The organism is Mesorhizobium qingshengii (assembly GCF_027563465.1).
GTDB lineage: Bacteria > Pseudomonadota > Alphaproteobacteria > Rhizobiales > Rhizobiaceae > Mesorhizobium > Mesorhizobium qingshengii_A.
Genome location: NZ_JAPFQA010000003.1, coordinates 276027 through 298436, shown reverse-complemented (window position 1 = coordinate 298436; position 22410 = coordinate 276027). Strand labels below are relative to the sequence as shown.

At 63.8% G+C, this 22410-nt stretch carries 23 protein-coding genes; 16 read left to right on the top strand and 7 right to left on the bottom strand.

The genetic code is table 11. From position 1 onward, the window contains the following. Positions 1 to 948, top strand: coding sequence for a cation diffusion facilitator family transporter (locus tag OOJ09_RS10405; RefSeq protein ID WP_269905130.1), 948 nt, complete (start codon positions 1 to 3; stop codon positions 946 to 948). Positions 949 to 1130: 182 nt separating this feature from the next. Here OOJ09_RS10405 and OOJ09_RS10400 read toward each other — a convergent pair whose 3' ends face one another. After that, on the bottom strand, positions 1131 to 2240 hold the full coding sequence (locus OOJ09_RS10400) for a hypothetical protein (protein WP_269905129.1): 1110 nt from the start codon (positions 2238 to 2240) through the stop codon (positions 1131 to 1133). 100 nt (positions 2241 to 2340) lie between these two features. On the opposite strand from OOJ09_RS10400, the gene OOJ09_RS10395 reads away from it, so the two are divergent. The 4 genes from OOJ09_RS10395 to OOJ09_RS10380 all read left to right on the top strand — a co-directional run bounded on the left by OOJ09_RS10395 (position 2341) and on the right by OOJ09_RS10380 (position 5340). Next, entirely contained in the window at positions 2341 to 2778 is a 438-nt protein-coding gene (locus OOJ09_RS10395) for a DsrE family protein (RefSeq protein WP_269905128.1), read from the top strand. Positions 2779 to 2839: 61 nt separating this feature from the next. Next, entirely contained in the window at positions 2840 to 3622 is a 783-nt protein-coding gene (locus tag OOJ09_RS10390) for an SDR family NAD(P)-dependent oxidoreductase (protein ID WP_269905127.1), read from the top strand. A 62-nt stretch (positions 3623 to 3684) separates the two neighbouring features. Further along, a complete protein-coding gene (locus OOJ09_RS10385) occupies positions 3685 to 3993 on the top strand; it encodes a putative quinol monooxygenase (protein WP_127414722.1) in 309 nt (102 codons plus the stop codon). 246 nt (positions 3994 to 4239) lie between these two features. Further along, positions 4240 to 5340, top strand: a complete 1101-nt coding sequence (locus OOJ09_RS10380; protein ID WP_269905126.1) for an AbrB family transcriptional regulator — start codon at positions 4240 to 4242, stop codon at positions 5338 to 5340. 132 nt (positions 5341 to 5472) lie between these two features. On the opposite strand, the gene OOJ09_RS10375 is transcribed toward OOJ09_RS10380, so the two are convergent. Genes OOJ09_RS10375 through OOJ09_RS10365 form a run of 3 tightly spaced genes read right to left on the bottom strand, consistent with a single transcriptional unit; the run spans position 5473 to position 7734 of the window. Beyond that, entirely contained in the window at positions 5473 to 5787 is a 315-nt protein-coding gene (locus OOJ09_RS10375) for a nuclear transport factor 2 family protein (protein ID WP_269905125.1), read from the bottom strand. Beyond that, positions 5787 to 6563, bottom strand: coding sequence for an esterase family protein (locus tag OOJ09_RS10370; protein WP_269905124.1), 777 nt, complete (start codon positions 6561 to 6563; stop codon positions 5787 to 5789). The genes OOJ09_RS10375 and OOJ09_RS10370 overlap by 1 nt, the downstream gene beginning before the upstream one ends. 4 nt (positions 6564 to 6567) lie before the next feature. Beyond that, positions 6568 to 7734 carry an ATP-grasp domain-containing protein gene (locus OOJ09_RS10365; RefSeq protein WP_269905123.1) on the bottom strand — a complete coding sequence of 389 codons (1167 nt, stop codon included), beginning with the start codon at positions 7732 to 7734 and terminating at the stop codon, positions 6568 to 6570. A gap of 524 nt (positions 7735 to 8258) precedes the next feature. Between OOJ09_RS10365 and leuA the strand changes: the two genes are divergently transcribed. From leuA to OOJ09_RS10345, 4 genes are all read left to right on the top strand, one after another. After that, entirely contained in the window at positions 8259 to 9935 is a 1677-nt protein-coding gene (gene leuA / locus OOJ09_RS10360) for a 2-isopropylmalate synthase (protein ID WP_269905283.1), read from the top strand. Between the two features lie 184 nt (positions 9936 to 10119). Then, positions 10120 to 11892 carry a tetratricopeptide repeat protein gene (locus OOJ09_RS10355; RefSeq protein ID WP_269905122.1) on the top strand — a complete coding sequence of 591 codons (1773 nt, stop codon included), beginning with the start codon at positions 10120 to 10122 and terminating at the stop codon, positions 11890 to 11892. Positions 11893 to 12109: 217 nt separating this feature from the next. Next, positions 12110 to 12913, top strand: a complete 804-nt coding sequence (locus OOJ09_RS10350) for an alpha/beta fold hydrolase (RefSeq protein WP_269905121.1) — start codon at positions 12110 to 12112, stop codon at positions 12911 to 12913. Positions 12914 to 13025: 112 nt separating this feature from the next. Beyond that, entirely contained in the window at positions 13026 to 13643 is a 618-nt protein-coding gene (locus OOJ09_RS10345) for a hypothetical protein (RefSeq protein WP_269905120.1), read from the top strand. Here the strand turns inward: OOJ09_RS10345 and OOJ09_RS10340 are convergent. Further along, positions 13627 to 14550, bottom strand: a complete 924-nt coding sequence (locus OOJ09_RS10340) for a metallophosphoesterase family protein (RefSeq protein WP_269905119.1) — start codon at positions 14548 to 14550, stop codon at positions 13627 to 13629. The two genes, OOJ09_RS10345 and OOJ09_RS10340, sit on opposite strands and share 17 nt — an antisense overlap. A 53-nt stretch (positions 14551 to 14603) precedes the next feature. Here OOJ09_RS10340 and OOJ09_RS10335 point away from each other — a divergent pair, with 53 nt between their 5' ends. After that, entirely contained in the window at positions 14604 to 15101 is a 498-nt protein-coding gene (locus OOJ09_RS10335; protein ID WP_269905118.1) for an NUDIX domain-containing protein, read from the top strand. 1 nt (position 15102) lies between these two features. On the opposite strand, the gene OOJ09_RS10330 is transcribed toward OOJ09_RS10335, so the two are convergent. After that, the gene (locus OOJ09_RS10330) at positions 15103 to 16095 is read right to left on the bottom strand and encodes a glutathione S-transferase family protein (protein ID WP_269905117.1); all 993 of its coding nucleotides are present in this window, start codon (positions 16093 to 16095) and stop codon (positions 15103 to 15105) included. A 273-nt stretch (positions 16096 to 16368) separates the two neighbouring features. Between OOJ09_RS10330 and OOJ09_RS10325 the strand changes: the two genes are divergently transcribed. The 6 genes from OOJ09_RS10325 (at position 16369) to OOJ09_RS10300 (ending at position 21198) form a co-directional block, all read left to right on the top strand. Beyond that, positions 16369 to 16905: a GNAT family N-acetyltransferase gene (locus OOJ09_RS10325; protein ID WP_269905116.1), complete on the top strand. Its 537-nt coding sequence runs from the start codon at positions 16369 to 16371 to the stop codon at positions 16903 to 16905. 58 nt (positions 16906 to 16963) lie between these two features. Next, complete coding sequence (locus OOJ09_RS10320; RefSeq protein WP_269905115.1) at positions 16964 to 17725, top strand: 3-hydroxyacyl-CoA dehydrogenase; 762 nt, start codon at positions 16964 to 16966, stop codon at positions 17723 to 17725. Between the two features lie 6 nt (positions 17726 to 17731). After that, a complete protein-coding gene (locus OOJ09_RS10315) occupies positions 17732 to 18910 on the top strand; it encodes a CaiB/BaiF CoA transferase family protein (protein WP_269905114.1) in 1179 nt (392 codons plus the stop codon). A 23-nt stretch (positions 18911 to 18933) separates the two neighbouring features. Beyond that, positions 18934 to 19716 carry a HugZ family protein gene (locus tag OOJ09_RS10310; protein WP_269905113.1) on the top strand — a complete coding sequence of 261 codons (783 nt, stop codon included), beginning with the start codon at positions 18934 to 18936 and terminating at the stop codon, positions 19714 to 19716. 161 nt (positions 19717 to 19877) lie between these two features. After that, positions 19878 to 20222 carry an ArsR/SmtB family transcription factor gene (locus OOJ09_RS10305; RefSeq protein ID WP_269905112.1) on the top strand — a complete coding sequence of 115 codons (345 nt, stop codon included), beginning with the start codon at positions 19878 to 19880 and terminating at the stop codon, positions 20220 to 20222. Positions 20223 to 20394: 172 nt separating this feature from the next. Next, positions 20395 to 21198, top strand: a complete 804-nt coding sequence (locus OOJ09_RS10300) for a TrmH family RNA methyltransferase (protein ID WP_269905111.1) — start codon at positions 20395 to 20397, stop codon at positions 21196 to 21198. Between the two features lie 2 nt (positions 21199 to 21200). Here the strand turns inward: OOJ09_RS10300 and OOJ09_RS10295 are convergent, their stop codons facing one another. Then, entirely contained in the window at positions 21201 to 22337 is a 1137-nt protein-coding gene (locus tag OOJ09_RS10295) for a hypothetical protein (RefSeq protein ID WP_269905110.1), read from the bottom strand. Positions 22338 to 22410 lie beyond the last annotated feature (73 nt).

Below are 22410 nucleotides of genomic sequence, written 5' to 3'. Positions count from 1 at the left end.
ATGGCCGAAACCGAAAGCACGATGGCGATAGCGGCCAAGGCCGCAGCGAAGCGCAAGGTCGCCAACCTTGCCTTCTGGTCGATCGTGGTCGCCTTTGTCGTGCTCGGCCTGAAGCTTGCCGCCTGGTACGTCACCGGCTCAGTCGCGCTCTATTCGGACGCGCTGGAATCGATCGTCAACGTCATTGCCTCGGTCGCCGCCTTCTGGGCGATCCAGGTCAGCCACAAGCCGGCCGACCAGGATCACCCCTTCGGCCACCACAAGGCGGAATACTTTTCGGCGGTTTTGGAAGGCGTGCTGATCGTGCTCGCCGCGTTGCTGATCCTCAACGAGGTCTGGCGCTCCTGGCAGACGCCCGTGCCGCTCGAACAGCCGTGGAAGGGTCTTGCCGTCAACGGCGTCGCCACCGCCATCAACGCCTTCTGGGCCTGGACGCTGATCCGCGCCGGCAGGGCGGAGAAATCGCCGGCGCTGGTCGCCGACGGCAATCACATCATGACCGACGTCGTCACCTCGATCGGCGTCTTCGGCGGTCTGGTCGGGGCGATATTGACCGGCTGGCAGATCCTCGATCCGGCACTCGCCGTCATCGTGGCGCTGAACATCCTGTGGCAGGGTTGGCACGTGATCGGCTCGTCGATGAACGGCCTGATGGACCGCGCCGTCGACACGCAGGCGCACATGCGCATCCGCGACGTCATCTCGGCCAATTGCAAGGGCGCCCTCGAGGTGCACGACCTGAAGACGCGCATCGCCGGCCGCGCCACCTTCATCGAGTTCCATCTGGTCGTCGATGCCGACATGACGGTCGGCGCCAGCCATGTCATCTGCGACCGCATCGAGGATGCGCTGAAGGCCGATATCCCCTCGGTACGCGTCACCATCCATGTCGAGCCCGACGACGAGGCCAAGCTGCCGAAAGGCACGACGGCCGTGCCCTTCGCATAGTCTTGCGCTAGCCTGAGGGCTGTCGAGATTCAGGTCAGGCCGAGCCGAGAATGGTGGCATCCGAGAACCGGAGCGGAGCGTACTTGGAAGTACGTGAGCACAGTTCTACTGCGACGCAGTAGAACGGGGAAGCGCAGGAAGCCGCCGTTCGCAGGCCGGCATCACCTGAATATCGGCAGGCCTCACGGCGCGCAGGCCGATTGCGGCATCGGCTGCAGCCGGTAGACCTTGTCGTCGGATTTCGTCTTGCCGTCGGCGGCCTTCGAACACAGATCGACGATCGCCAGGCTGCTGTTGGGATTGGCCAGCATCATCGTGCCGTTGGCGCCGCGCTTGAGGAAGATCTCCTTCTGCTCGATGTCGCAGGAGAAATCGCTCATCTTCGAACTTGCCGCGCAGCGCCACTGGTCGGCCTCGCCCTGGCAGGAATAGGTCTGCGTGACCTTGCCCGACTTCTGCCGCGTGGTGACGGAGATGGCGATATCGGCGCCGTTGGGCCAGTTGGAGGCATCGCCGCCCGAAGCGAAGGACGCCAGTTCCACCGGCCCGCGGAAAACCCGGATCGATTGCGTCAGCTGGTTGGGATGCGAGCTGAGATGCGCCGCGTCATAGTCGCGGCCGTAGCAGAACGCCTGGTCGGGCTTCAACCGTTCGCGCAGCGGGGGCCCGAGCGCCGGATCGACCGGATCGATGCGCGCGAACTCCGCCTTGCAGGTCGCGGCCGGCATCGGGTCGAGGCGGAAATTATCGTCCTCCTTGCCCAGCGCCTGCCTGTCATATTCGGCCGTGCCGAGTTCCTCTTCCGAACCGGCATCGAGATAGATATCGGGCTGCAGATCCGAGAGCGTCAGCCGTCCCTTGTCGTCGACCTTCAGTGACGCAAGCGTGCGGTCGCATTCCATGCCGCAATGGATGGGACCGGTCTTGCCGTCCTCGGACTCATGGTTGCACCAGCCCCCGGCCCATTCCGGCGTCTTGGCGCCGCGCACGGTGGTGGTGACAAAGGCATTGTAGGACGTGCCGGAGGGGGCCGGTTCCTCGTTCGGACGGCTGACCGGATCATGGCCGTAGTAGAAGAAGATGCGCGCCACCTTCTGGCGCGGATGTGCCTTCAGGTGGGCGGCATCATAGACACGGCCGAAACAGGCATCTGCGCCGTTCGGGCTGAGTTCGGTGAGCTTGAGCGCATCATCGGCCAAGGCCGGGCCGGCAAGCACAGCAAGCAGCGCGGCGCCAAATCCGGCGCGGACAACTGTCTTCCATTCCGGAAACGCCCATCCCCTTGACGCCATGTAACCTCTCCTCGCATCGACAGGACGCTGCGTCATTTTATGCTAGTATTGCGGCCGCAGCCACGCAATTTGCGGTGGCCGCCAAGCGGAGGAGGATGCGATGCGCCGGCGCGATATGTTCCGTGCGGTTCTTGCCGGAACCGGAGCGTTTTTCGGCCTGCGCGTGGTGCAGGCGGCGGCCGCGGAGCCCGCCAGGCAGAAGGTCGCCTACCACCTTAGCGATCTCGACAAGGTCAATTTCGTGCTCGGCAACATCAAGAACCACTATGACGGCACCGGCGGCAATGTCGAAATCGTGCTGGTCGTGCATGGTCCAGCCCTTGCCGCCTTCAAGTCGAAAGGCATATCGGCCGCGGTCTCCGGCCGCTTCGCCGGCCTGGTGCGGCAGGGGCTCGAGCCGCGGGCCTGCGCCAACACCATGCAAGGCATGGACATTTCGCTCGCCGACTTGCTCGCCGGTTTCCATGCCGCCGACAAGGGCGGCGTCGTCAAGCTCGCCGAACTGCAAGGCCAGGGCTACGCCTATCTGCGCCCCTGAGGCTTGAACATCTGGGGGGCAAGGGCCTACGAAGGACGGCAACCATCCCGGAGGAACAGCAGTGCCAGCCACCACCACCCTCAGCATCCCCGATCTTGCCGGCAAGGCAGTGCTGGTCACCGGTGCGTCGACCGGCATCGGGGCGGCACTCGCGCTGGCCTATGCCGAGCAGAAATCCAGGGTGGCGCTGCACTACAATTCCAGCCGCGAAGCCGCCGAAAAGCTCGGCAAGACGATTGCCGACAAGGGCGGCGAGGTATTCCTCGTCCAGGGTGACTTTTCCGTTCCCGCCGATGTCGAACGCGTCGTCGAGGACAGCGCGCGGCATTTCGGCCGCCTCGATGGGCTGGTCAACAACGCCGGCGGCATGCTTGGCCGCGTGCCCTATGCCGAGCAGACCGAAGCGCATTACGACGCGGTGATGGACCTCAATGCGCGCTCGGTGCTGACGGCCTCGCGCAAGGCGATCCCATGGCTGAAGAAACAGGGCGGCTTCATCGTCAACACCTCGTCGATCGCCGCGCGCAACGGCGCCGGCGGCGGCGCCGGCCTTTACGGCTCGGCCAAGGCCTTCGTCTCCAATGTGACGCGCGGCATGGCCAAGGAACTGATCGGCTTCGGCATCCGCGTCAACGCCGTGGCGCCCGGCACGATCCTCACCCCCTTCCACGAGCGCTATTCGACCGACGAGCAGATGAAGGGCATGGTCGCCACCATTCCCCAGGGGCGCGCCGGCACCGCGCAGGATTGCGTCGGCGCCTATCTGTTCCTCTCTTCCGATCTTCTGAGCGGCTACATCACCGGCCAGGTGATCGAGGTGAATGGCGGCCAGTTGATGCCGTGAGCGGCGGCCTGCATACTGGCGATCTGCGTGTTCTTGTCGAAACCTTGAAGGGAGACAATGGAATGTACGGACTGATCGGCAAGATGCGGGCGGCGCGCGGCCAGCGTGACGCGGTCATGGACGTCCTGCGCGCCAGCACCGGTGCCCTGCCGGGTTGCCTGAGCTATATCATCGCCCGCGACCCCGCCGATGCCGATGCGATCTGGGTCACCGAAGTGTGGACCGACGCCGAAAGCCACAAGGCCTCGCTGCAGCTTCCCGAAGTCCAGGCGGCGATCGCCAAGGCGCGGCCGTTCATCGCCGGCTTTGAATTCCAGGTCGAAACCCACCCTGTCGGCGGCTTCGGGCTGGCCGACGGCAAGACCGGCTAGAGCATGATCCCGAAAAGTGGAAAACGGTTTTCGGAAAAGATCATGCTCAGGCAAAGAGCAACTCAAGGAAGAGTGTGAAACGGTTCTCCCGGGAAAAGCGCACAGCGCTTGCCCTTGAGAATTGCGTCCAGGCAAAGAGATGGAGCGGTTCTGCGTTTTCGCGAAACGATGAACCGCTCCAAGGCGGGCATCCTTTTTCGGCTCGGCGGGGTTCGCATCGTCCCGCTTCGAGGCTAAGACCAAAACATGGATTCCTCGGCCGAGCAGCCCCAAGACCAGTCCGCTGTCGAGCGCATGACGCGCCTGCACAAGCTCTGGCAATGGCTGGCCCTGCTGATCGTTTCGACGCTGTTTGCCGGTGCGCTGGAACTCGCCGCGCTGCCGGCGGCGCTGCTGATTGGACCGATGCTGGCGGCGATCGTCGCCGGCACCAATGGCGCCACGGTGCGCGTGCCGCGCCTTCTGTTCGGCGCCGCCCAGGCGGTCGTCGGCTGCCTCGTCGCCGCTTCGATCTCGGCTGGCATCTTTCCCGTTTTCTATCGGGAATGGCCGCTGTTTCTCGGTGTGGTGATTGCCACCGTCACAGCCTCCAGCCTGCTCGGCTGGCTGATCAGCCGCTGGCGCGTCCTGCCCGGCACCACCGCCGTCTGGGGCTCGTCGCCAGGTGCCTCCACCGCCATGGTGCTGATGGCCGGCGCCTTCGGGGCCGACCAGCGGCTCGTCGCCTTCATGCAATATCTGCGCGTTATCTTCGTCTCGATGTCCGCGGCTCTCATTGCCAAGATGTGGGTCGACACGTCGGGCGTTGAAATCCCCGCCATCATCTGGTTTCCGCCGATCGAGCCGCAAGCCTTCGCCGCCACCATCGGCATTGCGCTTGTCGGCGGCCTGTCGGGAAAACTGCTCAGGCTGCCCTCACCCTTCTTCCTCGGCACCTTCATCCTCGGCTCCATCATCCATCTCGGCCTTGGCGTGGAAATGCAGTTGCCGCCATGGCTGCTGGCCGTCAGCTATGCCTTGGTCGGCTGGTCGATCGGCCTGAATTTCACCCGAGCGATCCTGCGCCATGCGGCGCGCGCCTTGCCGCAGATCATCGCCTCGATCGTGGCCTTGATCGCCTTTTGCGGCGGCCTCGCCTTCGTGATCAGCCATCTGCTCGGCATCGATCCGCTGACCGCCTATCTGGCGACCAGCCCCGGCGGCATGGACAGCATCGCCATCATCGCCGCCGCCGCGCGACGCGTCGACATCTCCTTCGTCATGGCATTGCAATCGGCGCGCTTCCTGATCGTGCTGCTGGTCGGCCCGAGCGTGGCGCGGCTGGTGGCGAGAAGTGTCAGGGAGTGAAGGGCCGGTCTCCATGAATGCCGGCCGGTCCTGGGCCGGCTGCCCCGCTATAGTCGTCTTCCTTGACCTGCGTCGCGGGTCGGCACCGGAACGCGAGGCCGCACCTTTGCCGGCATGCCAGGAAGGGTAATGTCAGGTGATGACGAGGCTCGCTATGCGATCGCCGTCCAGCGTGAAGGTCATGTCGCCCTCGCCGTTGAAGCCGTCCCCTGTGACGGCGATGTGGACGCGGTAGCTGCCTTCAGCCGCCGTGATGCGGACGATGCGAAGATGCGACTTCACGCCGATATTGTCCGACTGGTTCCAGCGGGCAATCTGCTCGCGGCCCTGGAACGATCGTCCCCAGTCGCTCAAAACCGCGTTGTCGGCAAAGGCGCCAAGAAAAGCTTCGGTATCGCCTTCATTGGTGGCCTCGACAAAGCGGCGTATGGGTTCTGGCGTGGTCATCAGTCAAGACGATGCATCAGATCATCATCCAGCCAGCGGCCGAAGAAATAGACCAGTTGCTTGTGCCACCACGGCCAGTCATGACTGACGTCGCCGCCCCAATAGTCGACCCAGGCGGGAATGGATTTGTCGCGCAGGATCTGTTCCAGCTTGCGCGTCTCGACCAGCATCCGCTCTTCCCACGCGCCTTGCCCGCAGCAGAAGATCAGCCGCAGCGCCTTCAGGCGGCCAAGCAGCTTCTGGTCGACGATGCCGGGCAGATAGTCGAGAGGCGAATTGTAGAAGATGTCGCCGTCCAGCGCCTTGCCGAAGAAGTCGCGGGCCGAATAGACGCCCGACAGCGCGATGACGCCGCTGGCCAGTTCCGGAAAGCGGAAAACGAAGTTCGACGAGTGGTAGGCGCCCATCGAACAGCCTGAGAACAGCGGCTTCAGCTTGCGCCCGCCATTGGCTTGCGCGGCCATGGACAGGAACTCCGGCAGTGCCTCCTCGCGCACATAGCGGAAATAGGCCTCGTGACGGGCGATGCGATGCGCGGCATCGGCATGCTTGTCGAAGAAGGATTCCGAATCGATGCCGTCGACCGTGAACAGCTGGATGCGGCCGGTGTCGATGAACTCGGCCAGCGCGCCCACCCCGCCCGAATCCTCGAACTGGTAGAACCGTCCTTGCGAGGTCGGGAACACCACCACCGGCCGCCCGGCATGGCCATAGCGCTTGTATTCCATGTCGCGGCCGAGATTGCCCGAGAAATTCCTGTGATAGGATATATCCATCGCCTCACGCCTTTTCCGCGTGGATGTAGGCGACCGCCTCGCGCAGCGCCGCTGGGTCCTTCGAGCGCATCTGGTAGGCGTAATTTCCCATGGCGCGGCTGAAAACCTCTTCAATGGCCTGATGATGGACGATCTTGTCGCGGTGCGCCGCTAGCACGTCCTCATGGCTGTGCAAATAGTGAAGGTGACGCTTGCGGCTGGCGTAAGCGGTGAAATACTTGCCCTCATAGGGGCCACCGGCGGCGTCCTTGACCACCATGTCGGCCCAGGCCGCATAGACGTCGATGTCGAACGTGTAGTTGATCGCATCGGTCATCCAGGCGCCGGGCGGTCGCATGTTGACCTCCAGCGCGATGACGCGGTCGTCCCGGGTCTCGAACAGCTCGATGTGGAAGAAGCGCTCGCGCACGTCGAATGCCTTCAGGATCTTGCGGCCTGCCTCCTCGACCGCCGGGCTGATCCTGGGAAAACAGGTGTAGCTCATGTGGCGGTCCTTGTTGACCACCTCCATGACGCTCTGGTCGTAGCGGTGGCTGGCGGCCAGCACCACCTCGCCGTCGCGGTTGACCAGCCCGTCGAACGTCACCACCAGCCCCTCGATGAACTGTTCCATGACGAAGGTTACGTCCTCGGGCTTGTCCCTGAAGAACTGGTCGAGTTCCCTGGCGTTGGAGATCTTGAAGGTGTTCGAGGCGCCGGAGCCGGTGTCGGGCTTGACCACCACCGGATAGCCGACGCGGCGGATGAAGGTCATGGCCCCGGTTCGGTCGGAGCATTTTCGCTGCGCGATGGTGTCCACCCCGCTCTTGCGGAAGAAGGCGCGCATGCGACTTTTGCGCTTCAAATTCTTCACGAAATCGAGTTTGGTGCCATAGATGTTGAAGTCGGTGCGGATGTTGGCTTCCAGTTCCAGCCAATGCTCGTTGAGCGATTCAAAACGGTCGATGCGGCCCCATTTGTGGATGAAATGACCCATCGCCCGGAACACCGGATCGTAGTCCTCCAGGTCGGCGACACGGTAGTATTCCGAAAGCGCCGCCTTCAGCTTGCCGTCCAGCGCGTCGTAGGGTGCGTCGCCGATGCCGAGCACCGTGGCCCCGGCCTTCTTCAGCCGATCGCAGAAATCGGCGCCGTTGGCGGGAAAATGCGGCGAGAAGAACACGAAATTCATGGATGACCCCTCCCGACGACAGGACATCGCGGCCCCCTCGATGTCCAAGTCTGGCGCATTTGCAGCGCGCGGGGAAGAGCACTCGCGTGGGTACATTACTCGACAAACACTGGCCCGCCATGCGGTCCCACTTGCCTCTCACGAACCGCTCCTGTATGAGAGCCGCCATGAACACGCGCGCCGCCAACGCTTCCCGTCCGACCGGTTTTTCCGGCGAGACCGTGCGCGCGCTGGCTTCCACCCTGCTTCTTCTCGGCCTTATCGGCGATCGCCGGGTTCGCTGAAGGAGCGCCCGGCGGTCGAACCGCCGCGCAGGCACATGCTCCTTGGCCAGTCATAACAATTGGCAAGTCACATCAAGCGAACGAAAATCTGGTAAAGGCGCAGCTCGCCATCAATCCGCCCGAGGGTGGACCCGTGAGCCGCCGGGAGAAACGACGATGAACGCACGAGAAGAAATCCGCCCCAACGCTGTCGCCGGCAGCAAGCACGCAGCCCAGGGCATGCAGCACGCAGCCCGGGGCATGCCTGATGCGGCCCGCAAATATCAACCCTATCCAACCGTTGGCCTCACCGACCGTACATGGCCCTCGAAGGTCATCGACAAGGCGCCGATCTGGTGCTCCGTCGACCTGCGCGACGGCAACCAGGCGCTGATCGATCCGATGGGCCACGATCGCAAGGCGCGCATGTTCGCGCTGCTGCTCGACATGGGCTTCAAGGAGATCGAGATCGGTTTCCCGTCCGCATCGCAGACCGATTTCGATTTTGCCCGTTGGTGCATCGAGGAGGGCAACGTGTCGGCCGATGTCTCGCTGCAAGTGCTGGTGCAGTGCCGGCCGGAACTGATCACCCGCACTTTCGAAGCACTCAAGGGCGCTACCAACCCGATCGTCCATTTCTACAATTCGACCAGCGAATTGCAGCGCCGCGTCGTCTTCGAAAAAGACATCGGCGGCATCAAGCGCATCGCCACCGACGCCGCCAAGATGATCACCGACATGGCGGCCAAGGCTGGCGGCGGCTTTCGCTTCGAGTATTCGCCGGAAAGCTTTACCGGCACCGAACTCGAAGTGGCGCTGGAGATCTGCAACGCCGTCACCGAGATCGTCAGGCCGACGCCCGACAACAAGCTGATCATCAATCTGCCGTCGACGGTCGAGATGTCGACGCCCAACATCTATGCCGACCGCATCGAATGGATGTGCCGCAACCTCGACAACCGCGAGAACCTGCTGATCTCGCTGCATCCGCACAATGACCGCGGCACCGGCGTCGCCACCACCGAGCTCGGCCTGATGGCCGGCGCCGACCGCGTCGAAGGCACCCTGTTCGGCAATGGCGAGCGCACCGGCAATGTCGACATCGTCACGCTGGCGCTCAACATGTATACGCAAGGTGTCGACCCGGGGATCGACTGCTCCGACATCAACCGGATGAAGGACGTCTACGAATATTCGAACCAGTTGAAGATCCCCGAGCGCCACCCCTATGTCGGCGAGCTCGTCTACACGGCCTTTTCCGGCTCGCACCAGGATGCCATCAACAAGGGTATGAAGGCGCTGAAAAAGGCCAACAAGAGCCTGTGGGAAGTGCCTTATCTGCCGATCGATCCGGCCGATGTCGGCCGCAGCTACGAAGCGATCATCCGCATCAACTCGCAGTCGGGCAAAGGCGGCATCGCCTATGTGTTGCAGGCCGATTACGGCCTCAACCTGCCGCGCAACCTGCAGATCGAATTCAGCCAGGAAATCCAGGCGATCACCGATGCCGAGGGCAAGGAAGTGCCGGCCAGGCGCATCTACGAGCGCTTTCTCGAGACCTATGTCGACCAGCCGGGCGCGCGGCTGAAATTCCTCGACCACCACACCTATCCGGACACCGTGGTCAAGGGCCGGCGCGTGGTCGAGGCGACCATCCTCGACAACGGCAAGGAAGTGACGATATCAGGCACCGGCACCGGTCCGATCGACGGCTTCGTCGATGCGCTGTCGCGCCATCTCGGCGTCGAGATGTCGGTTCTCGACTATTCCGAGCACTCGATGCAGCGCGGCTCGAACGCCTCGGCCATCTCCTATGTCGAGATGGAATATCCTGATGGCAAGCTGTTCGGCGCTGGCATCAACACCAACATCGTTGCCGCTTCGCTGGAAGCGGTGATGTCCGCCGCCAACCGTATTGTCGGCAAAAGGGCCGGTTGACGCACGACCAGAACGAAGGTCGGGACCATCCCCATCTGGTGATCGGTTCCGATCCTTCGCATCATTAACCACCGCTGAATTATCCGGTGGGGTACGTGATCGCATAATGGGTGTATACTTGTGTGGTGGTGCGGGAACGATATGATCGCACCTCAACCTGTGCCGACGTCGAGAGGATCGACACTTGCAGCATGCGACGCCTGCCGCCCCCGCAGTGCGCGAGACACTGGAGCGACTGCTTGCCAGCGAAACGTTCGGGAGATCCGAGCGCGCGCGTAAACTGCTTCGCTATCTTGTCGAGCGCGAGCAGGCAGGGGAAGCCGACAGGCTGAAGGGCTTCTCCATCGCCATGGACGTCTTCGGCAAGGACGGCGATTTCGATCCGTCGACCGATGCCGTGGTCCGGGTACAGGCGGGCAGGTTGCGCGACCTGCTGCAACACTATTTCGCCAACGAAGGCGTCGCCGAGCCCGTCCGCATCGCCATTCCACGCGGCGGTTATGTTCCAGCCTATGAGCTCAATGCGATCCGCCTGCCGGAAACCCTGCAGCCTGCCGGGCAAGCAGAGGCGGCGGCCCCGGCCGAACGACCCACTGACACCGGCGACACTGTTCCCGCCGCGCCATTGCTGGCTGCCGTGCCCTCGCCCACCCCCTCGGTGGTGCGCCATCTCCGCTTTTTCTGGATGGCGATCGCCCTGGTCATCGCCATGCTGGGCGTTCTGATCCTCCGTCAGGGCAGCACGGCCTTGCTGGCGGGCGGCGACGTGTCGGCAACGATCGAGACGGCCGGCGCAACCAGCAGCATCGCCCCATTGCCAATGGCTGAGGCCCTGCCGCTCGTCTACATCGCCGTCAAGGCCGATGGCGCCGATGCCAGCCGGGTCGCCGCGTCGCTGCGCGCCGGCCTGAGCAGCTTCGATACGATCGACTTCATCGGTCGCGACGCCGCCAACGGACCCGATCCGGCCAATGATGCCACGAGCTTCATATTCGACATCCTGCCTGGCCCTAACGCCGGCGATATCACGATCGAACTGCAGAGCATGGCAACAGGACGGGTGCTTTTGTCGCGCAACCTGACTGCCGCCGACAGCGCGCCGGCCGCCGTCGAGGACCATATTGCCGGCATCTTGACTTCGGCCGTTCCCGCTTCCGGCACGATCTACAGCTACATCGAGCAAAGCGGCATTCAGACCGGCCTGACGCAGTGCTTGCTGCTCAACGACAAGTATTATCTCGACCAGAACGGCAAGACCCATGAGGCCGCATATCGCTGCCTCGAGGCCCTTGCCGGCAACGGGGCGAAATCGTCACTGGTCTATTCTGAGCTTGCCTCGCTGCATCTCGAGGCGGTTAACGATCACTACGCCTATCCACCGGATGCGACGGTCGAGAAAGCCGTGGAACTTGCCCATCGCGCCGTGCAGATGGGACCGACCAGCCCTTACGCGCATCGCTCCTACGGCTACATCAATTCACGCATCGGCAATGCCGACGAAGCGCTCCGCTGGATGCGGAAGGCCTATGATCTCAACCCCTATGATCTCGCCATGGCCGCCGCCTATGGCTATGGGCTGATTTTCGCCGGCCGATATGCCGAGGGAACGCCGATCCTCGCCCATGCCGTGGACACCTCCAGCGGGCACCCGACATGGTGGGATTTCGGGCTTTTCGCCGGCGAATTCATGCTTGGCGACATGAGCAAGGCCACCATTGCCAGCAACGCGTTGAGAACGACCGCGACCAAGTCGCATTATCTGGCCGCCCGGCTGATCGGCGCCAAGATCGCTGGCCAGGACGCGCAGGTGCGCAAGCTGCTCGATGAACTGACCGCCAAGTTTCCGAAATTCGCCGCCAATCCGCGCTCAACTTTCGTCGACAGGAAATACCCGGCCGATCTGACCGATCGGCTGGTCGATGCCTTGCGCGCCGCCGGGCTCGGCAACGCCAGCTAGCACGAACGACATGCACGGATCGTGGCATGACGCACCACGCCAAGAAGGAATACGATGCACTCCGATCGCCGAATGTCGATCGGCTCCGGGGTTTCTGTCGGCAACCGCTGTCAATCGCGAAGATTTTACTGGCTATCGCCCTGGACAAGGAGCAATTCAGCCACATTCGATGTCGCGCGTCCTGCAATAATAAATAGATCAAAAGCCTTTAGCTTTCATGACCTCATCGCTTTATGCCGCCGAACAGGGTGTTGGCTCGAAGGCCATCGTCCTGCTGCATGGTTTCGGCGGCTGCCACGATGTCTGGCGCGAGGTGATCTCCTCGCTGGCGCCTTCCGCGCGCACGCTGGCCTATGATCTGCCGGGGCACGGGCTATCGCTCGATTTTCCCGCGGCCGGCCCAGCCAAGGTGGCGGCAAAGGCCATTCTCGCCGATCTGTCGGCGCGTGGGCTGAAGCGCGTTCATCTCGTCGGCCACTCGATGGGCGGTGCGGTGGCAACGCTGATGGCGTTGGCCGAGCCTGGAAAAGTGGCCTCGCTGACGCTTCTGGCTCCGGGCGGCTTTGGCCCCGAGATCAACGGCCCGCTGTTGCGCCGCTATGCCGGCGCTGCCGACAAAGCCGAGATCCAGGCTTGCCTTGCCGCCATGTCCGGCCCCCGCAGTCCGCCTTCGGAGCGCATCGTCGACGTGCTTTGCGACATGCGCAAGCGTTCCGGCCAGTCGCCGAAGCTTGTCGAGATCGCGGCCGCCATGACCGCGGACGATCGGCAAGGCGTCATCCCGCGCGACCGCCTGGAAGGGCTGAACATGCCGGTGATGGTGGTGTGGGGAACCGATGACACGGTGCTGCCCTTTACCCAGGCGGATGGCTTGCCGGCGCATTTTCACGTGCATCACGTGCTGGAGGCCGGCCATATGCTGATCGAGGAAGCCCCCGCTCTCGTCGCCGAGATCATTCGCCGCAACACCAACCGCCGCGCCAGGCCGCATCGCCTGAAGTTCGCCGCCGCGGCCAGCTGACTCTGTCGGGCGCGATCCCTTCCGGAACGCCTCGATCCCGCCGATCTCGCCAGTGCATTTTGCCGGCGGCTGTGTTAACTCCGTGTTAACCAAACCCGCGAGGCAAACGCCAATGAAGGAAGCAGGCGAGAAGATAAACGATCCGTCGAAAAAACTGTCCGACGCCATCCGTGACGTGAAGAATGCCTTTGCCGACCGTGACGACGTCGTCGTCGATATGCGCGAAGCCCATCGCATGCGCCTCGAGCTGCTTGCCGCGGAACTGGCGCCGGTTTTTGCCGATGTTCCCGCCGACATGGACAATTTCGACTTCGTCGTCTCGTCCGGCTTGCAGCCGCGGCTGTGGATCGACGCCGTCAGCCATGTCGCGATGGGACGCGACCGCCGCACCTATCGCTTCCTCAGGGACACCCGCATCGGCCGTGTGGTGCTTGCCGAATCGACCGACATGAGGCCCGTTGCCGATTCCGTGACGCGCTACGTCGCCGAGCGTGTCGTCGAGCGTCAGAGAATGATGGAAGGTGGCGTCGAGCCGGCTGTCGCCGGCCTGAAACGCGCCGACGTTCGGGAAGCCGAGCCCCCACTGCGGTCGACGACGCGCAGCGCGGGCTGGTCGGCGTTCCTGTCCGGCCTTGGCCTGATCGCCGCTGGCGCACTGGTCGGGCTGGCGGTGTCGGTCGCCTTGTTCTGGGACCGCATCGTGGCCATGGTCCTCAGCTTACGGCCGTAGCAGCTGCGGCACCCAGCTCCAGCGTCTGCAGATCGGAAGGCGGTATTGCTGGCCCGGTCAGGCCACGCCGGGTCAGCCGGATCCGCCAATTGCCCTTTTCGCCGTCGATGTCGAACAGATTGTACTGCGCCGCCGGGTGCTTGCCGCCCGGCGCCTGGCCGGCGGCGGCGACGCCGACCACCGGAACCCGGGTGCCCCGGGTACCGATGAAGAACAGCGACGGCAGGTGCGAATGGCCGTGCAGGACGAGCTCGGCGCCATGGCGGCGAATGATCTTGTGGAACCGGGCAATGCCGAACAGCCGCTTTTGCTGCGAGACCGCGCCGCGCACCGGCGGATGATGGATCATGATCACGCGAAACAGCCCTTGCCGGCCCGTCGCGTCGAGAATCTTGCCGAGCCGCCCCGCCTGCCCTTCCATGAAGAAACCGTTGGCCATGAACGGCGCGGTGGCGCGCGCCGTCGAGACGCCGATCAGTGCGACCTCGCCGCGCTCGCGCAGATAGGGGAAGGCGTTGCGATCGACCGGCGTGTTGATGCCGTCGCCGCTCATCCACGCCGCCCATGACCGGCAGACCTTGTCGAAGGCTCCGGGAACATAGGCGTCGTGGTTTCCCGGAACGACCGAAACGTCATGTGGCGATCCCAGCGTCTCCAGCCAGTGCCTGGCCATTTCGATTTCGGCGTCGAGCGCCAGATTGACCAGGTCGCCGGTGACGGCGAGGTGATCGGGGCTCCTCGCCTTGATGTCGGCGACGATCGTGTCGATGACGGCGTCATGCATGTGGCGGCGGCGATTGCGCTGCCAGTTGACGTAACCGATCACGCGCTTGGAGGCGAGATCGCGATAGGTTACATCGGGAAGCGGCCCCAGATGGACATCGGAAATATGCGCGAGCCTGAACATCCGTCTTTCATATGCGACGCGCTTCCCGCTTTCCACCCACGGTTTCTCTACTGATGACGACAGGCTCGCGAGACGCTTTCCGCCAGACTGGCTGGGCAGGGCTCAGGGCAAGGCTGTTCCATGTCTATTTCGTGCTGCGGCGACCGATGACGCTTGGCGTGCGCGGCCTCGTTCAGGACAAGGCATCCAATTCGGTCTTCCTCATTCGCCATACCTATGTTCCGGGCTGGCAACTTCCCGGTGGCGGGGTCGAGGTCGGCGAGACGCTCGCCGAGGCGCTGACGCGCGAACTTGCCGAGGAAGGCAACATCGCGCTGAACGCCCCGCCGGTACTGAGGTCGATGCATTTCAACCGCCGCTCCAGCCGCCGCGACCATGTCGGCCTCTACCTGATCGAGCACTTCAGCCAGACCGCGCCGAAGCTGCCGGATCACGAGATCGCCGAGGCAGGCTTCTTCCCGCTCGACCGCCTGCCGGAAGACACGACGCCGGCAACGCTACGCCGGATCGCCGAGATTTTTGGCGGCGAGCCCGCATCGCCTTACTGGTAGATCAGGCCGCCTCTTTGCGGAACCGCGCCCGGTCATGCGGTTCGGCATAATCGAGTTCAGGGCCAACCGGCACGATCCGCGTCGGATTGATCGTCTCGTGGCTGCCGTAATAATGCGCCTTGATGTGATGCAGGTTCACCGTCTCGGCGACACCAGGCACCTGATAGAGATCGCGCAGATAGTTCGACAGGTTCGGATAGTCGGCGATGCGGCGCAGATTGCATTTGAAGTGACCGACATAGACCGGGTCGAAGCGCACCAGCGTGGTGAACAGCCGCCAGTCGGCCTCGGTGATACGATCGCCGACCAGATAGCGTTGTCCCGAGAGGCGGTCCTCCAGCGTGTCGAGCGCCGAGAACAGCTCACCGAATGCTTCCTCATAGGCGCCTTGCGTGGTTGCGAAGCCTGCGCGATAGACGCCGTTGTTGACGGAGGGATAGACCAGCGCGTTGATCGCATCGATCTCGCCGCGCAGCGCCTGCGGATAGAAATCGAGGCTGGCGTCCCCCCATTCATCGAAGGCTGAATTCAGCATGCGGATGATCTCGGAGGATTCGTTGGAGACGATGGTCTGCTCCTTTTTGTCCCACAGCACCGGCACCGTTACCCGGCCCGAATAGGCCGGATCGGCCCTGGTATAGATCTGGTGCAGGAAGTCGAGGCCGTAGAGCGTGTCGCCGGTGGCGCCGTCCTCGGCCAGGAACGTCCAGCCGTTGGCACCCATGAAATGATGCACCACCGACACCGATATGATGCCTTCGAGCTTCTTCAGCGCCCGAAAGATCAGCGTCCGGTGCGCCCACGGACAAGCAAGCGAGACATAGAGGTGATAGCGGCCGGGCTCTGCCTTGAAGCCGCGGCTGCGGCCTTCGGCTGGCGCTCCGTCGCGGGTGATCCAGTCGCGCCAATGCGATCGCGCCCGCACGAACTTGCCGCCGCTGTCCTTGGTGTCGTACCAGCGGTCCTGCCATTTGCCGTCGACCAGCAATCCCATCGCATGTTCCTTTCCTGCTTGCCTTCCATGTAGGACACCAGGCGGCTGCGCGGAAATCGCCTGACGCTGAACAGACCGTCAAGCGATGGCGTGGCCCAAGAAGCCTCCGATTGCAGCCGCGGGAAATTGATGCTAGCGGACAATCCGCATGTTCGACTTTGCCTTGATCCGGTTTGACCGACGACGAAAGGGCGCCCGCGCTTGATGAAGCGCTGACTGGCGAATGCTGCCGTTTGCAGCAAACCTTTCCTCCTCTACCGGAACGCAAAGACCATGAGCCTTGCCGACGTGAAATACCTGCCGGAAACCCCGGCGCATGACCTCCAGATCGAAGCCATCAATGACGAGGCCTTCGGGCCCGGCCGTTTCGTGCTGGCCGCCTACAAGATCCGCGAGGCTGGAGGGCACCAGCGGTCGCTGTCCTTTGTCGCCGTCGATGGCGATACCGTCGTCGCTTCGGTGCGCATGACCCGCATTGCCGCCGGCGCCGGCCGCGCCCTGATGCTCGGGCCGCTTGCGGTGCGGCCGGCCTTCAAGAACCTCGGCATCGGCCGCCGGCTGGTAGCGATCTCGCTGGAAGCGGCCGCCAAGGCCGGCGCGCCCGCCGTCATGCTGGTTGGCGACGAGCCCTATTACGGACCGCTCGGCTTCAAGAGGATCCCGCGCGGCCAGATTTCGATGCCACGCCCCGTCGATCTCGACCGGCTGCTGTCGCACGAGATCACGCCGGGCGCGGTCGCCAGGCTCTCGGGCGAAGTCTGCCACGCCGATCAGGCCAGGGTTGCCGATCACATCACAGTGATGGGTTGACCTTGCGAGCCGACCTGGCGCCTGATCAGTCCCTGTTCTCACGTGAAAGGATGACGCCATGAACCCGAACGGCCAGATCGCGATCGTTACCGGCGGCGGTTCCGGTCTTGGCGAGGCAACGGCGCGCGCGCTTGCCGCCAAGGGCGCCCGCGTCGCCATCTTCGACGTCGGCATTGACCGCGCGGCAAAGGTTGCGGCCGAGATCGGCGGCATTGCCGTCCAATGCGATGTCAGCAGCGCCGACGGTGGCACTGCCGCTCTCGCCGAGGTCGCCGCCAAGCTTGGCGAGCCACGTATCCTGGTCAATTGCGCCGGCATCGCCATCGGCGTGAAAACGATCGGCAAGGATGGTCCCCATCCCCTCGATCAGTACCGCAAGGTGATCGAAGTCAATTTGATCGGCACTTTCAACATGATCCGTCTCGTCGCCGACCGCGCCGCAAGGCTCGAGCCGCTGCAAGGCGGCGAGCGTGGTGTCATCGTCAACACCGCCTCTGTCGCCGCCTATGACGGCCAGATCGGCCAGGCCGCCTACTCAGCCTCCAAGGGTGGCGTCGTCGGCATGACGCTGCCGGTGGCGCGCGACCTTGCCCGTTCCGGTATCCGGGTCTGCACCATCGCGCCCGGCATCTTCAAGACACCGATGGTGGCCGGTATGCCGCAGGAGGTGCAGGATTCGCTGGGCGCCGCGGTGCCCTTCCCGTCGCGTCTCGGCGAGCCATCCGAATATGCGGCCCTTGCGTTGCACATCATCGAGAACCAGATGCTGAACGGCGAAACCATCCGCCTCGACGGCGCCATCCGCATGGCACCGAAATAGCTGGTCATGAACACCGGCATATCCACCGCCGGAAAGACCGGCCCGCTTGCCGGGCTGAAGGTGATCGAGATGGCCGGGCTCGGTCCCGTGCCGTTGGCGGGCCTGATGCTTTCGGAAATGGGCGCGCAGGTGCTGCGCATCGAACGGGCTGGTTCGGACCGGCCGCTGCTGTCGCTGCCGGATGAATACAACATCGATCGTCACGGCCGCTCCATCCTTCGGATCGACCTGAAGCGCCAGGAAGGCACCGAACTGGCGCTGCGCCTTGCCGAAAAGGCCGACCTTCTGGTCGAAGGCTTTCGCCCAGGCGTCATGGAGCAGCTTGGCCTCGGTCCGGATATCGTTCTGGCGCGCAACCCGGCTCTGATCTACGGACGCATGACCGGCTTCGGCCAGGATGGACCGCTCGCGGGCCGCGCCGGCCACGATATCACCTACCTTGCCTATTCGGGCCTGCTGCACGCAATTGGACACGCGGACAGCCGCCCAGTCCCGCCGCTCAACCTCGTCGCCGACTATGGCGGCGGCACCATGATGCTGGTTGCCGGCGTGCTGGCCGCCCTGTTCCAACGCGCGCGCACCGGCAAGGGCCAGGTAATCGACGCCGCGATGGTTGAGGGCGTCTCGATGCTGGCGACGCCCCTGCACGCCCTGACGGCGGCTGGCCTTTGGGACGAAAGGCGTGGCGCGAACCTGCTCGATTCCGGCGCTCCCTTCTACGACACCTATGAGACGGCGGATGGCGGGCACATCGCCATAGGCTGCCTGGAGCCGCAATTCTTCGCCGAATTCGCCAGGCTGCTGCCACTCGACGGACGGTTTGTACCCGGCCAGTATGACAAGTCGCAGTGGCCACCGATGCGCGCCGCCATTGCCGACCGGATCAGGCGGAAATCACGCGACGACTGGGACCGGCTGTTTGCCGAAACCGATGCCTGCGTTGCTCCGGTCCTGTCGCTGCGTGAGGCGAAGCATCATCCACACAATCGGTCGCGCGATTCCTTCGTGACAACGGGTGCGTTTGAGCGCCCTGCGCCGGCGCCGCGTTTCTTGGGCTCGCGGCCGGCACCGGCAACGAAGCCTGGCGACGAGGATCTGTCGCCGTCGACAGTGCTGGCGCGTTTCGGCTTTGCGAAAACCGAGATCGACGACCTTGTCAAACTCGGCATGCAGGCCAATAACTAGAGAAGAAAAATCAGCTTATTGCGATGGGCGTTTTGACGGACCAGAAGAAAGCCGTGATCCGCGAGACTGACGCCGAGGCGATCCGCCTGGCGAAGACGCTTCTGCGCCGCGCCCGTTTCGGCGCGCTGGCGGTGATCGAGCCGCAAACCGGCTCGCCGCTGGCCAGCAGGGTCGGTGTGGCCACGGACATCGACGGCGCGCCGCTGATCCTGGTTTCGATGCTCTCGGCGCACACCGGCGCCCTGCTTGCCGATCCGCGCTGTTCCCTGCTGGTCGGCGAGCCCGGCAAGGGCGACCCGCTGGCGCACCCACGCCTGACGCTGGTCTGCCAGGCGGCACGCCTCGAGCGCGGATCGAACGCGCATGCACGCGCCGAGCGCCGTTATCTCAACCGCAATCCCAAGGCGAGCCTCTACGCCGGGCTCGGCGACTTTTCGATTTTTCGACTGGAACCGCGACACGCCAGCCTGAATGGAGGCTTCGGCAAGGCTTATCAGCTCGATCGATCCAACCTGCTCAACAGCGGACCGATCGTCGAGGAGCTGGCCGCGAGCGAACAATCCGCCGTCGACCACATGAACGCCGACCATCTCGACGCGATCGCGGTTTATGCGCGTCATTTCGCCAAGGCTTCCGGCGACGGCTGGACCATTGCCGGATTCGATGCCGATGGTATGGATCTGGTGTCGGGCGACAATGTTTGCCGGGTCTTCTTCCCGCAACCTTTGGCGTCGGCAGGGGAATTGCGGCAGGTTCTGGTCGAGATGGCCAGCATCGCCAGAACCGGCGCCAATGCAAAAAACTGACACTTAATCGTATTGGATCAAAAGCAATGCTTGAGATTTGAACGAAATGTTCTACCTTTGCTATTGGAGCTGACTCGCCAGCGCCTATTCACAAGTGAGTTTATGGAATCAGATGCCATTGCCCCCATGGCGTCGGGATGAGCAAAAGGCACGGGGGATCGATGGTCTCGACAAAGCTAATCGCCAACGCCGAATCGGCAGCAGAATTTCTGATGCTGATGGGCAATGAAAAACGGCTGTTGATCATGAGCTACCTGATCGACGGCGAAATGTCGGTTGGCGCCATCGCCGAGAAGGTAATGCTCAGCCAATCCGCCCTGTCGCAACATCTGGCCAAGTTACGGGCCCTCGACCTCGTGGACACCCGTCGCGATCGTCAGATGATCTACTATTCCTGCAAGTCCGACGCCGTGCGTGAACTGCTCGGCATGCTGGACGGCATTTTCGGCAGCGGCCAGGATGAGTTGTCCCACATGGCGCAACGCTTGCGGCGCGCTGGCACCTGACCTGACAAGCCCGCCTTGTAATCGGTGATAACGCTTTCGCGGCGACGTGCGTCGATCCGGACGCACGGAGGTAGCTGACAGTCCTGAATTGTCGCATCGTGCTTTCCGAACCCAGGGTATGCGCCGGGAGCCGATCGGTTTTTCGGACGCGTGCGATGGCCGCGAGGAACGCATGGACCCCATTCGTATCGACGACCCGCAAGACCCGCGTGTTGCCGCCTATCTCGACATCCGCGAGCGTGACCTCGCCGGTCGGCAAGGCCGCTTCGTTGCCGAAGGCAAGGTGGTGCTCGACCTGCTGCTGTCGACGGGACGCTTTGCAGCCGAATCGGTGCTGGTTCTGGAAAACCGGCTGGCTGGCCTCGAGGCCATCCTGCGCAAGGCGCCGGCAGACCTGCCGGTCTATGTCGCCACCAGCGCGGTGATGGACGCGATCGCCGGGTTTCACATGCATCGCGGCATCCTGGCCATAGGCCGCAAGGGTTCGCCGCGGACGGCGGAGGCCCTGCTCGATGCCTTGCCAGCCCGCGCGCTGCTCGTGGTGCTCGTCGGCATCGCCAACCATGACAATATGGGTTCGATCTTCCGCAACGCCGCCGCCTTTGGCGCCGATGCGGTATTGCTGGATGCGACATGCTGCGACCCGCTCTATCGCAAGGCGATCCGCGTTTCGGTCGGCGCCGCGCTCAAAATCCCCTTCGCGTCATTCACCGACGCCGCCGACTTCACGGCAACGCTTGACCGCCGCTTCTATCGCCAGTTTGCGCTGTCGCCACGCGGGCAGACCGACATACGCGATGCGCGGCCGAGCGAGCGCCTGGCGCTCTATCTCGGCACCGAGGGCGAAGGCCTGCCTGAAAGCCTGCTTGCCCGCCTGCACACGGTGCGCATTGGCATGGCGCAAGGCTTCGACAGCCTGAACGTCGCCGCGGCGTCAGCCATCGCCCTGCATCATTTTTCTGCAAACAGGGACTGATTTCAGTTTGCCGTGGCGGCCTTCTGCAGCGCCCGCACGCGGTCCGCAAGGCTGCGGCCACCGCGGCCGGACCGCGCATCCGAGGGTGCCGCCAGCGCCCTGGCGATCGGCGAATCAGGTCCTTCGAGCTTGGCCGTCAGGTGGACGACCTCGGCCGCCAGTTCGTTCATCTGCTCGCGCAATGCGGAGCTGCCATCCGTGGGGCCGGACGCGGCCATCGCGTCGAGATCCGCTTTCAGCCTCTTGTTCTCGCGCGCCAGCGCCGTCAGCCTGGCCTCGAGCCGCTCACGATCGCTGTCGAGCTTGGCGATTGCCTTGTCGACGTCATCGCCCTTGGCGGCTCCACCGTCCTTGCCGACCAGCCGCAAGGCCGGTGCGCTGTCCTCGGCTTTCGACTTTTCGCGAAGCCGCGCCAGTTCCTTTTCGCGGCGGTCGAGCTTTTCCTCGCGATCGGCGAGCGTGGCAAGCAGCCGTTCGAGCTTCTTGTCGAGCTCAGCGGTCCTTTTCTTCTCGGCTTTCAGGGCATCGCGCGCGGCCTTGCTTTCGGCGGCGATCTCCTGGTTGCGCCTTTCCGCTTCCTTGCGCTGGCCGCGCAGCAGCGAAATGTCGCTGGCGAGTTTCTGCAATTCGGATTCGCGCGCCACGAGCTCGATCTGCCGGCTGCTGGAGGCAAAACTGGCGTCATCATACATGCGCTCCAGCTTTTCGAGCTCGAGCGCGCGCTTTTCCAGCTTGCGTTCGGTTTCCTTGAGCCGGTCCGACAGAAGCTGCAGCTCGCCCTCGCGCTGCCGCAGCATCTCGCCCTTGGCCCCCAGTTCGCTAAGCGCCTGGTTCTTGTCCATGCGCTCGACCGCCAGGCCCTTCAGGGCCTCGCGGCCACGATTGATCTCGACCAGCTGCTCCGCCGTCTTCTCCCGCAACACCTTGACGCTCATTTCGAGACGACGCGCCGACATGGCGAACTCGGCCCGGATACGGTCCTTGTCGGCCTGGATTTCGGTTTGCGTCAACGGTATCGAGGCTTCGATGCGCCTGCGCGTCAAGGCGACGGCCCGCCGCCATATGGCCGGGGCAATCATCAGCGCCAGAAATCCGGCGCAGAGGAAGCCGAGGGCAAAGAACAGGAACGACTGAACCAAGTGACCACCCGTTATGGACGAAAGCTGGACTGTGCCACGTTGGCATGGCGGAAATCCAGCGTTGCGGCAAGCT

What these genes read in the sequence shown, in the direction of transcription:
- OOJ09_RS10400 (WP_269905129.1), bottom strand. Translation starts at nt 2,240, where the DNA reads ATGGCGTCAAGGGGATGGGCGTTTCCGGAATGGAAGACAGTTGTCCGC.
- OOJ09_RS10300 (WP_269905111.1), top strand. Translation starts at nt 20,395, where the DNA reads ATGGACCCCATTCGTATCGACGACCCGCAAGACCCGCGTGTTGCCGCC.
- OOJ09_RS10325 (WP_269905116.1), top strand. Translation starts at nt 16,369, where the DNA reads ATGAGCCTTGCCGACGTGAAATACCTGCCGGAAACCCCGGCGCATGAC.
- OOJ09_RS10305 (WP_269905112.1), top strand. Translation starts at nt 19,878, where the DNA reads ATGGTCTCGACAAAGCTAATCGCCAACGCCGAATCGGCAGCAGAATTT.
- OOJ09_RS10310 (WP_269905113.1), top strand. Translation starts at nt 18,934, where the DNA reads ATGGGCGTTTTGACGGACCAGAAGAAAGCCGTGATCCGCGAGACTGAC.
- OOJ09_RS10350 (WP_269905121.1), top strand. Translation starts at nt 12,110, where the DNA reads ATGACCTCATCGCTTTATGCCGCCGAACAGGGTGTTGGCTCGAAGGCC.
- OOJ09_RS10315 (WP_269905114.1), top strand. Translation starts at nt 17,732, where the DNA reads ATGAACACCGGCATATCCACCGCCGGAAAGACCGGCCCGCTTGCCGGG.
- OOJ09_RS10340 (WP_269905119.1), bottom strand. Translation starts at nt 14,550, where the DNA reads ATGTTCAGGCTCGCGCATATTTCCGATGTCCATCTGGGGCCGCTTCCC.
- OOJ09_RS10405 (WP_269905130.1), top strand. Translation starts at nt 1, where the DNA reads ATGGCCGAAACCGAAAGCACGATGGCGATAGCGGCCAAGGCCGCAGCG.
- OOJ09_RS10330 (WP_269905117.1), bottom strand. Translation starts at nt 16,095, where the DNA reads ATGGGATTGCTGGTCGACGGCAAATGGCAGGACCGCTGGTACGACACC.
- OOJ09_RS10370 (WP_269905124.1), bottom strand. Translation starts at nt 6,563, where the DNA reads ATGGATATATCCTATCACAGGAATTTCTCGGGCAATCTCGGCCGCGAC.
- OOJ09_RS10320 (WP_269905115.1), top strand. Translation starts at nt 16,964, where the DNA reads ATGAACCCGAACGGCCAGATCGCGATCGTTACCGGCGGCGGTTCCGGT.
- OOJ09_RS10375 (WP_269905125.1), bottom strand. Translation starts at nt 5,787, where the DNA reads ATGACCACGCCAGAACCCATACGCCGCTTTGTCGAGGCCACCAATGAA.
- leuA (WP_269905283.1), top strand. Translation starts at nt 8,259, where the DNA reads ATGCCTGATGCGGCCCGCAAATATCAACCCTATCCAACCGTTGGCCTC.
- OOJ09_RS10395 (WP_269905128.1), top strand. Translation starts at nt 2,341, where the DNA reads ATGCGCCGGCGCGATATGTTCCGTGCGGTTCTTGCCGGAACCGGAGCG.
- OOJ09_RS10365 (WP_269905123.1), bottom strand. Translation starts at nt 7,734, where the DNA reads ATGAATTTCGTGTTCTTCTCGCCGCATTTTCCCGCCAACGGCGCCGAT.
- OOJ09_RS10335 (WP_269905118.1), top strand. Translation starts at nt 14,604, where the DNA reads ATGACGACAGGCTCGCGAGACGCTTTCCGCCAGACTGGCTGGGCAGGG.
- OOJ09_RS10380 (WP_269905126.1), top strand. Translation starts at nt 4,240, where the DNA reads ATGGATTCCTCGGCCGAGCAGCCCCAAGACCAGTCCGCTGTCGAGCGC.
- OOJ09_RS10345 (WP_269905120.1), top strand. Translation starts at nt 13,026, where the DNA reads ATGAAGGAAGCAGGCGAGAAGATAAACGATCCGTCGAAAAAACTGTCC.
- OOJ09_RS10385 (WP_127414722.1), top strand. Translation starts at nt 3,685, where the DNA reads ATGTACGGACTGATCGGCAAGATGCGGGCGGCGCGCGGCCAGCGTGAC.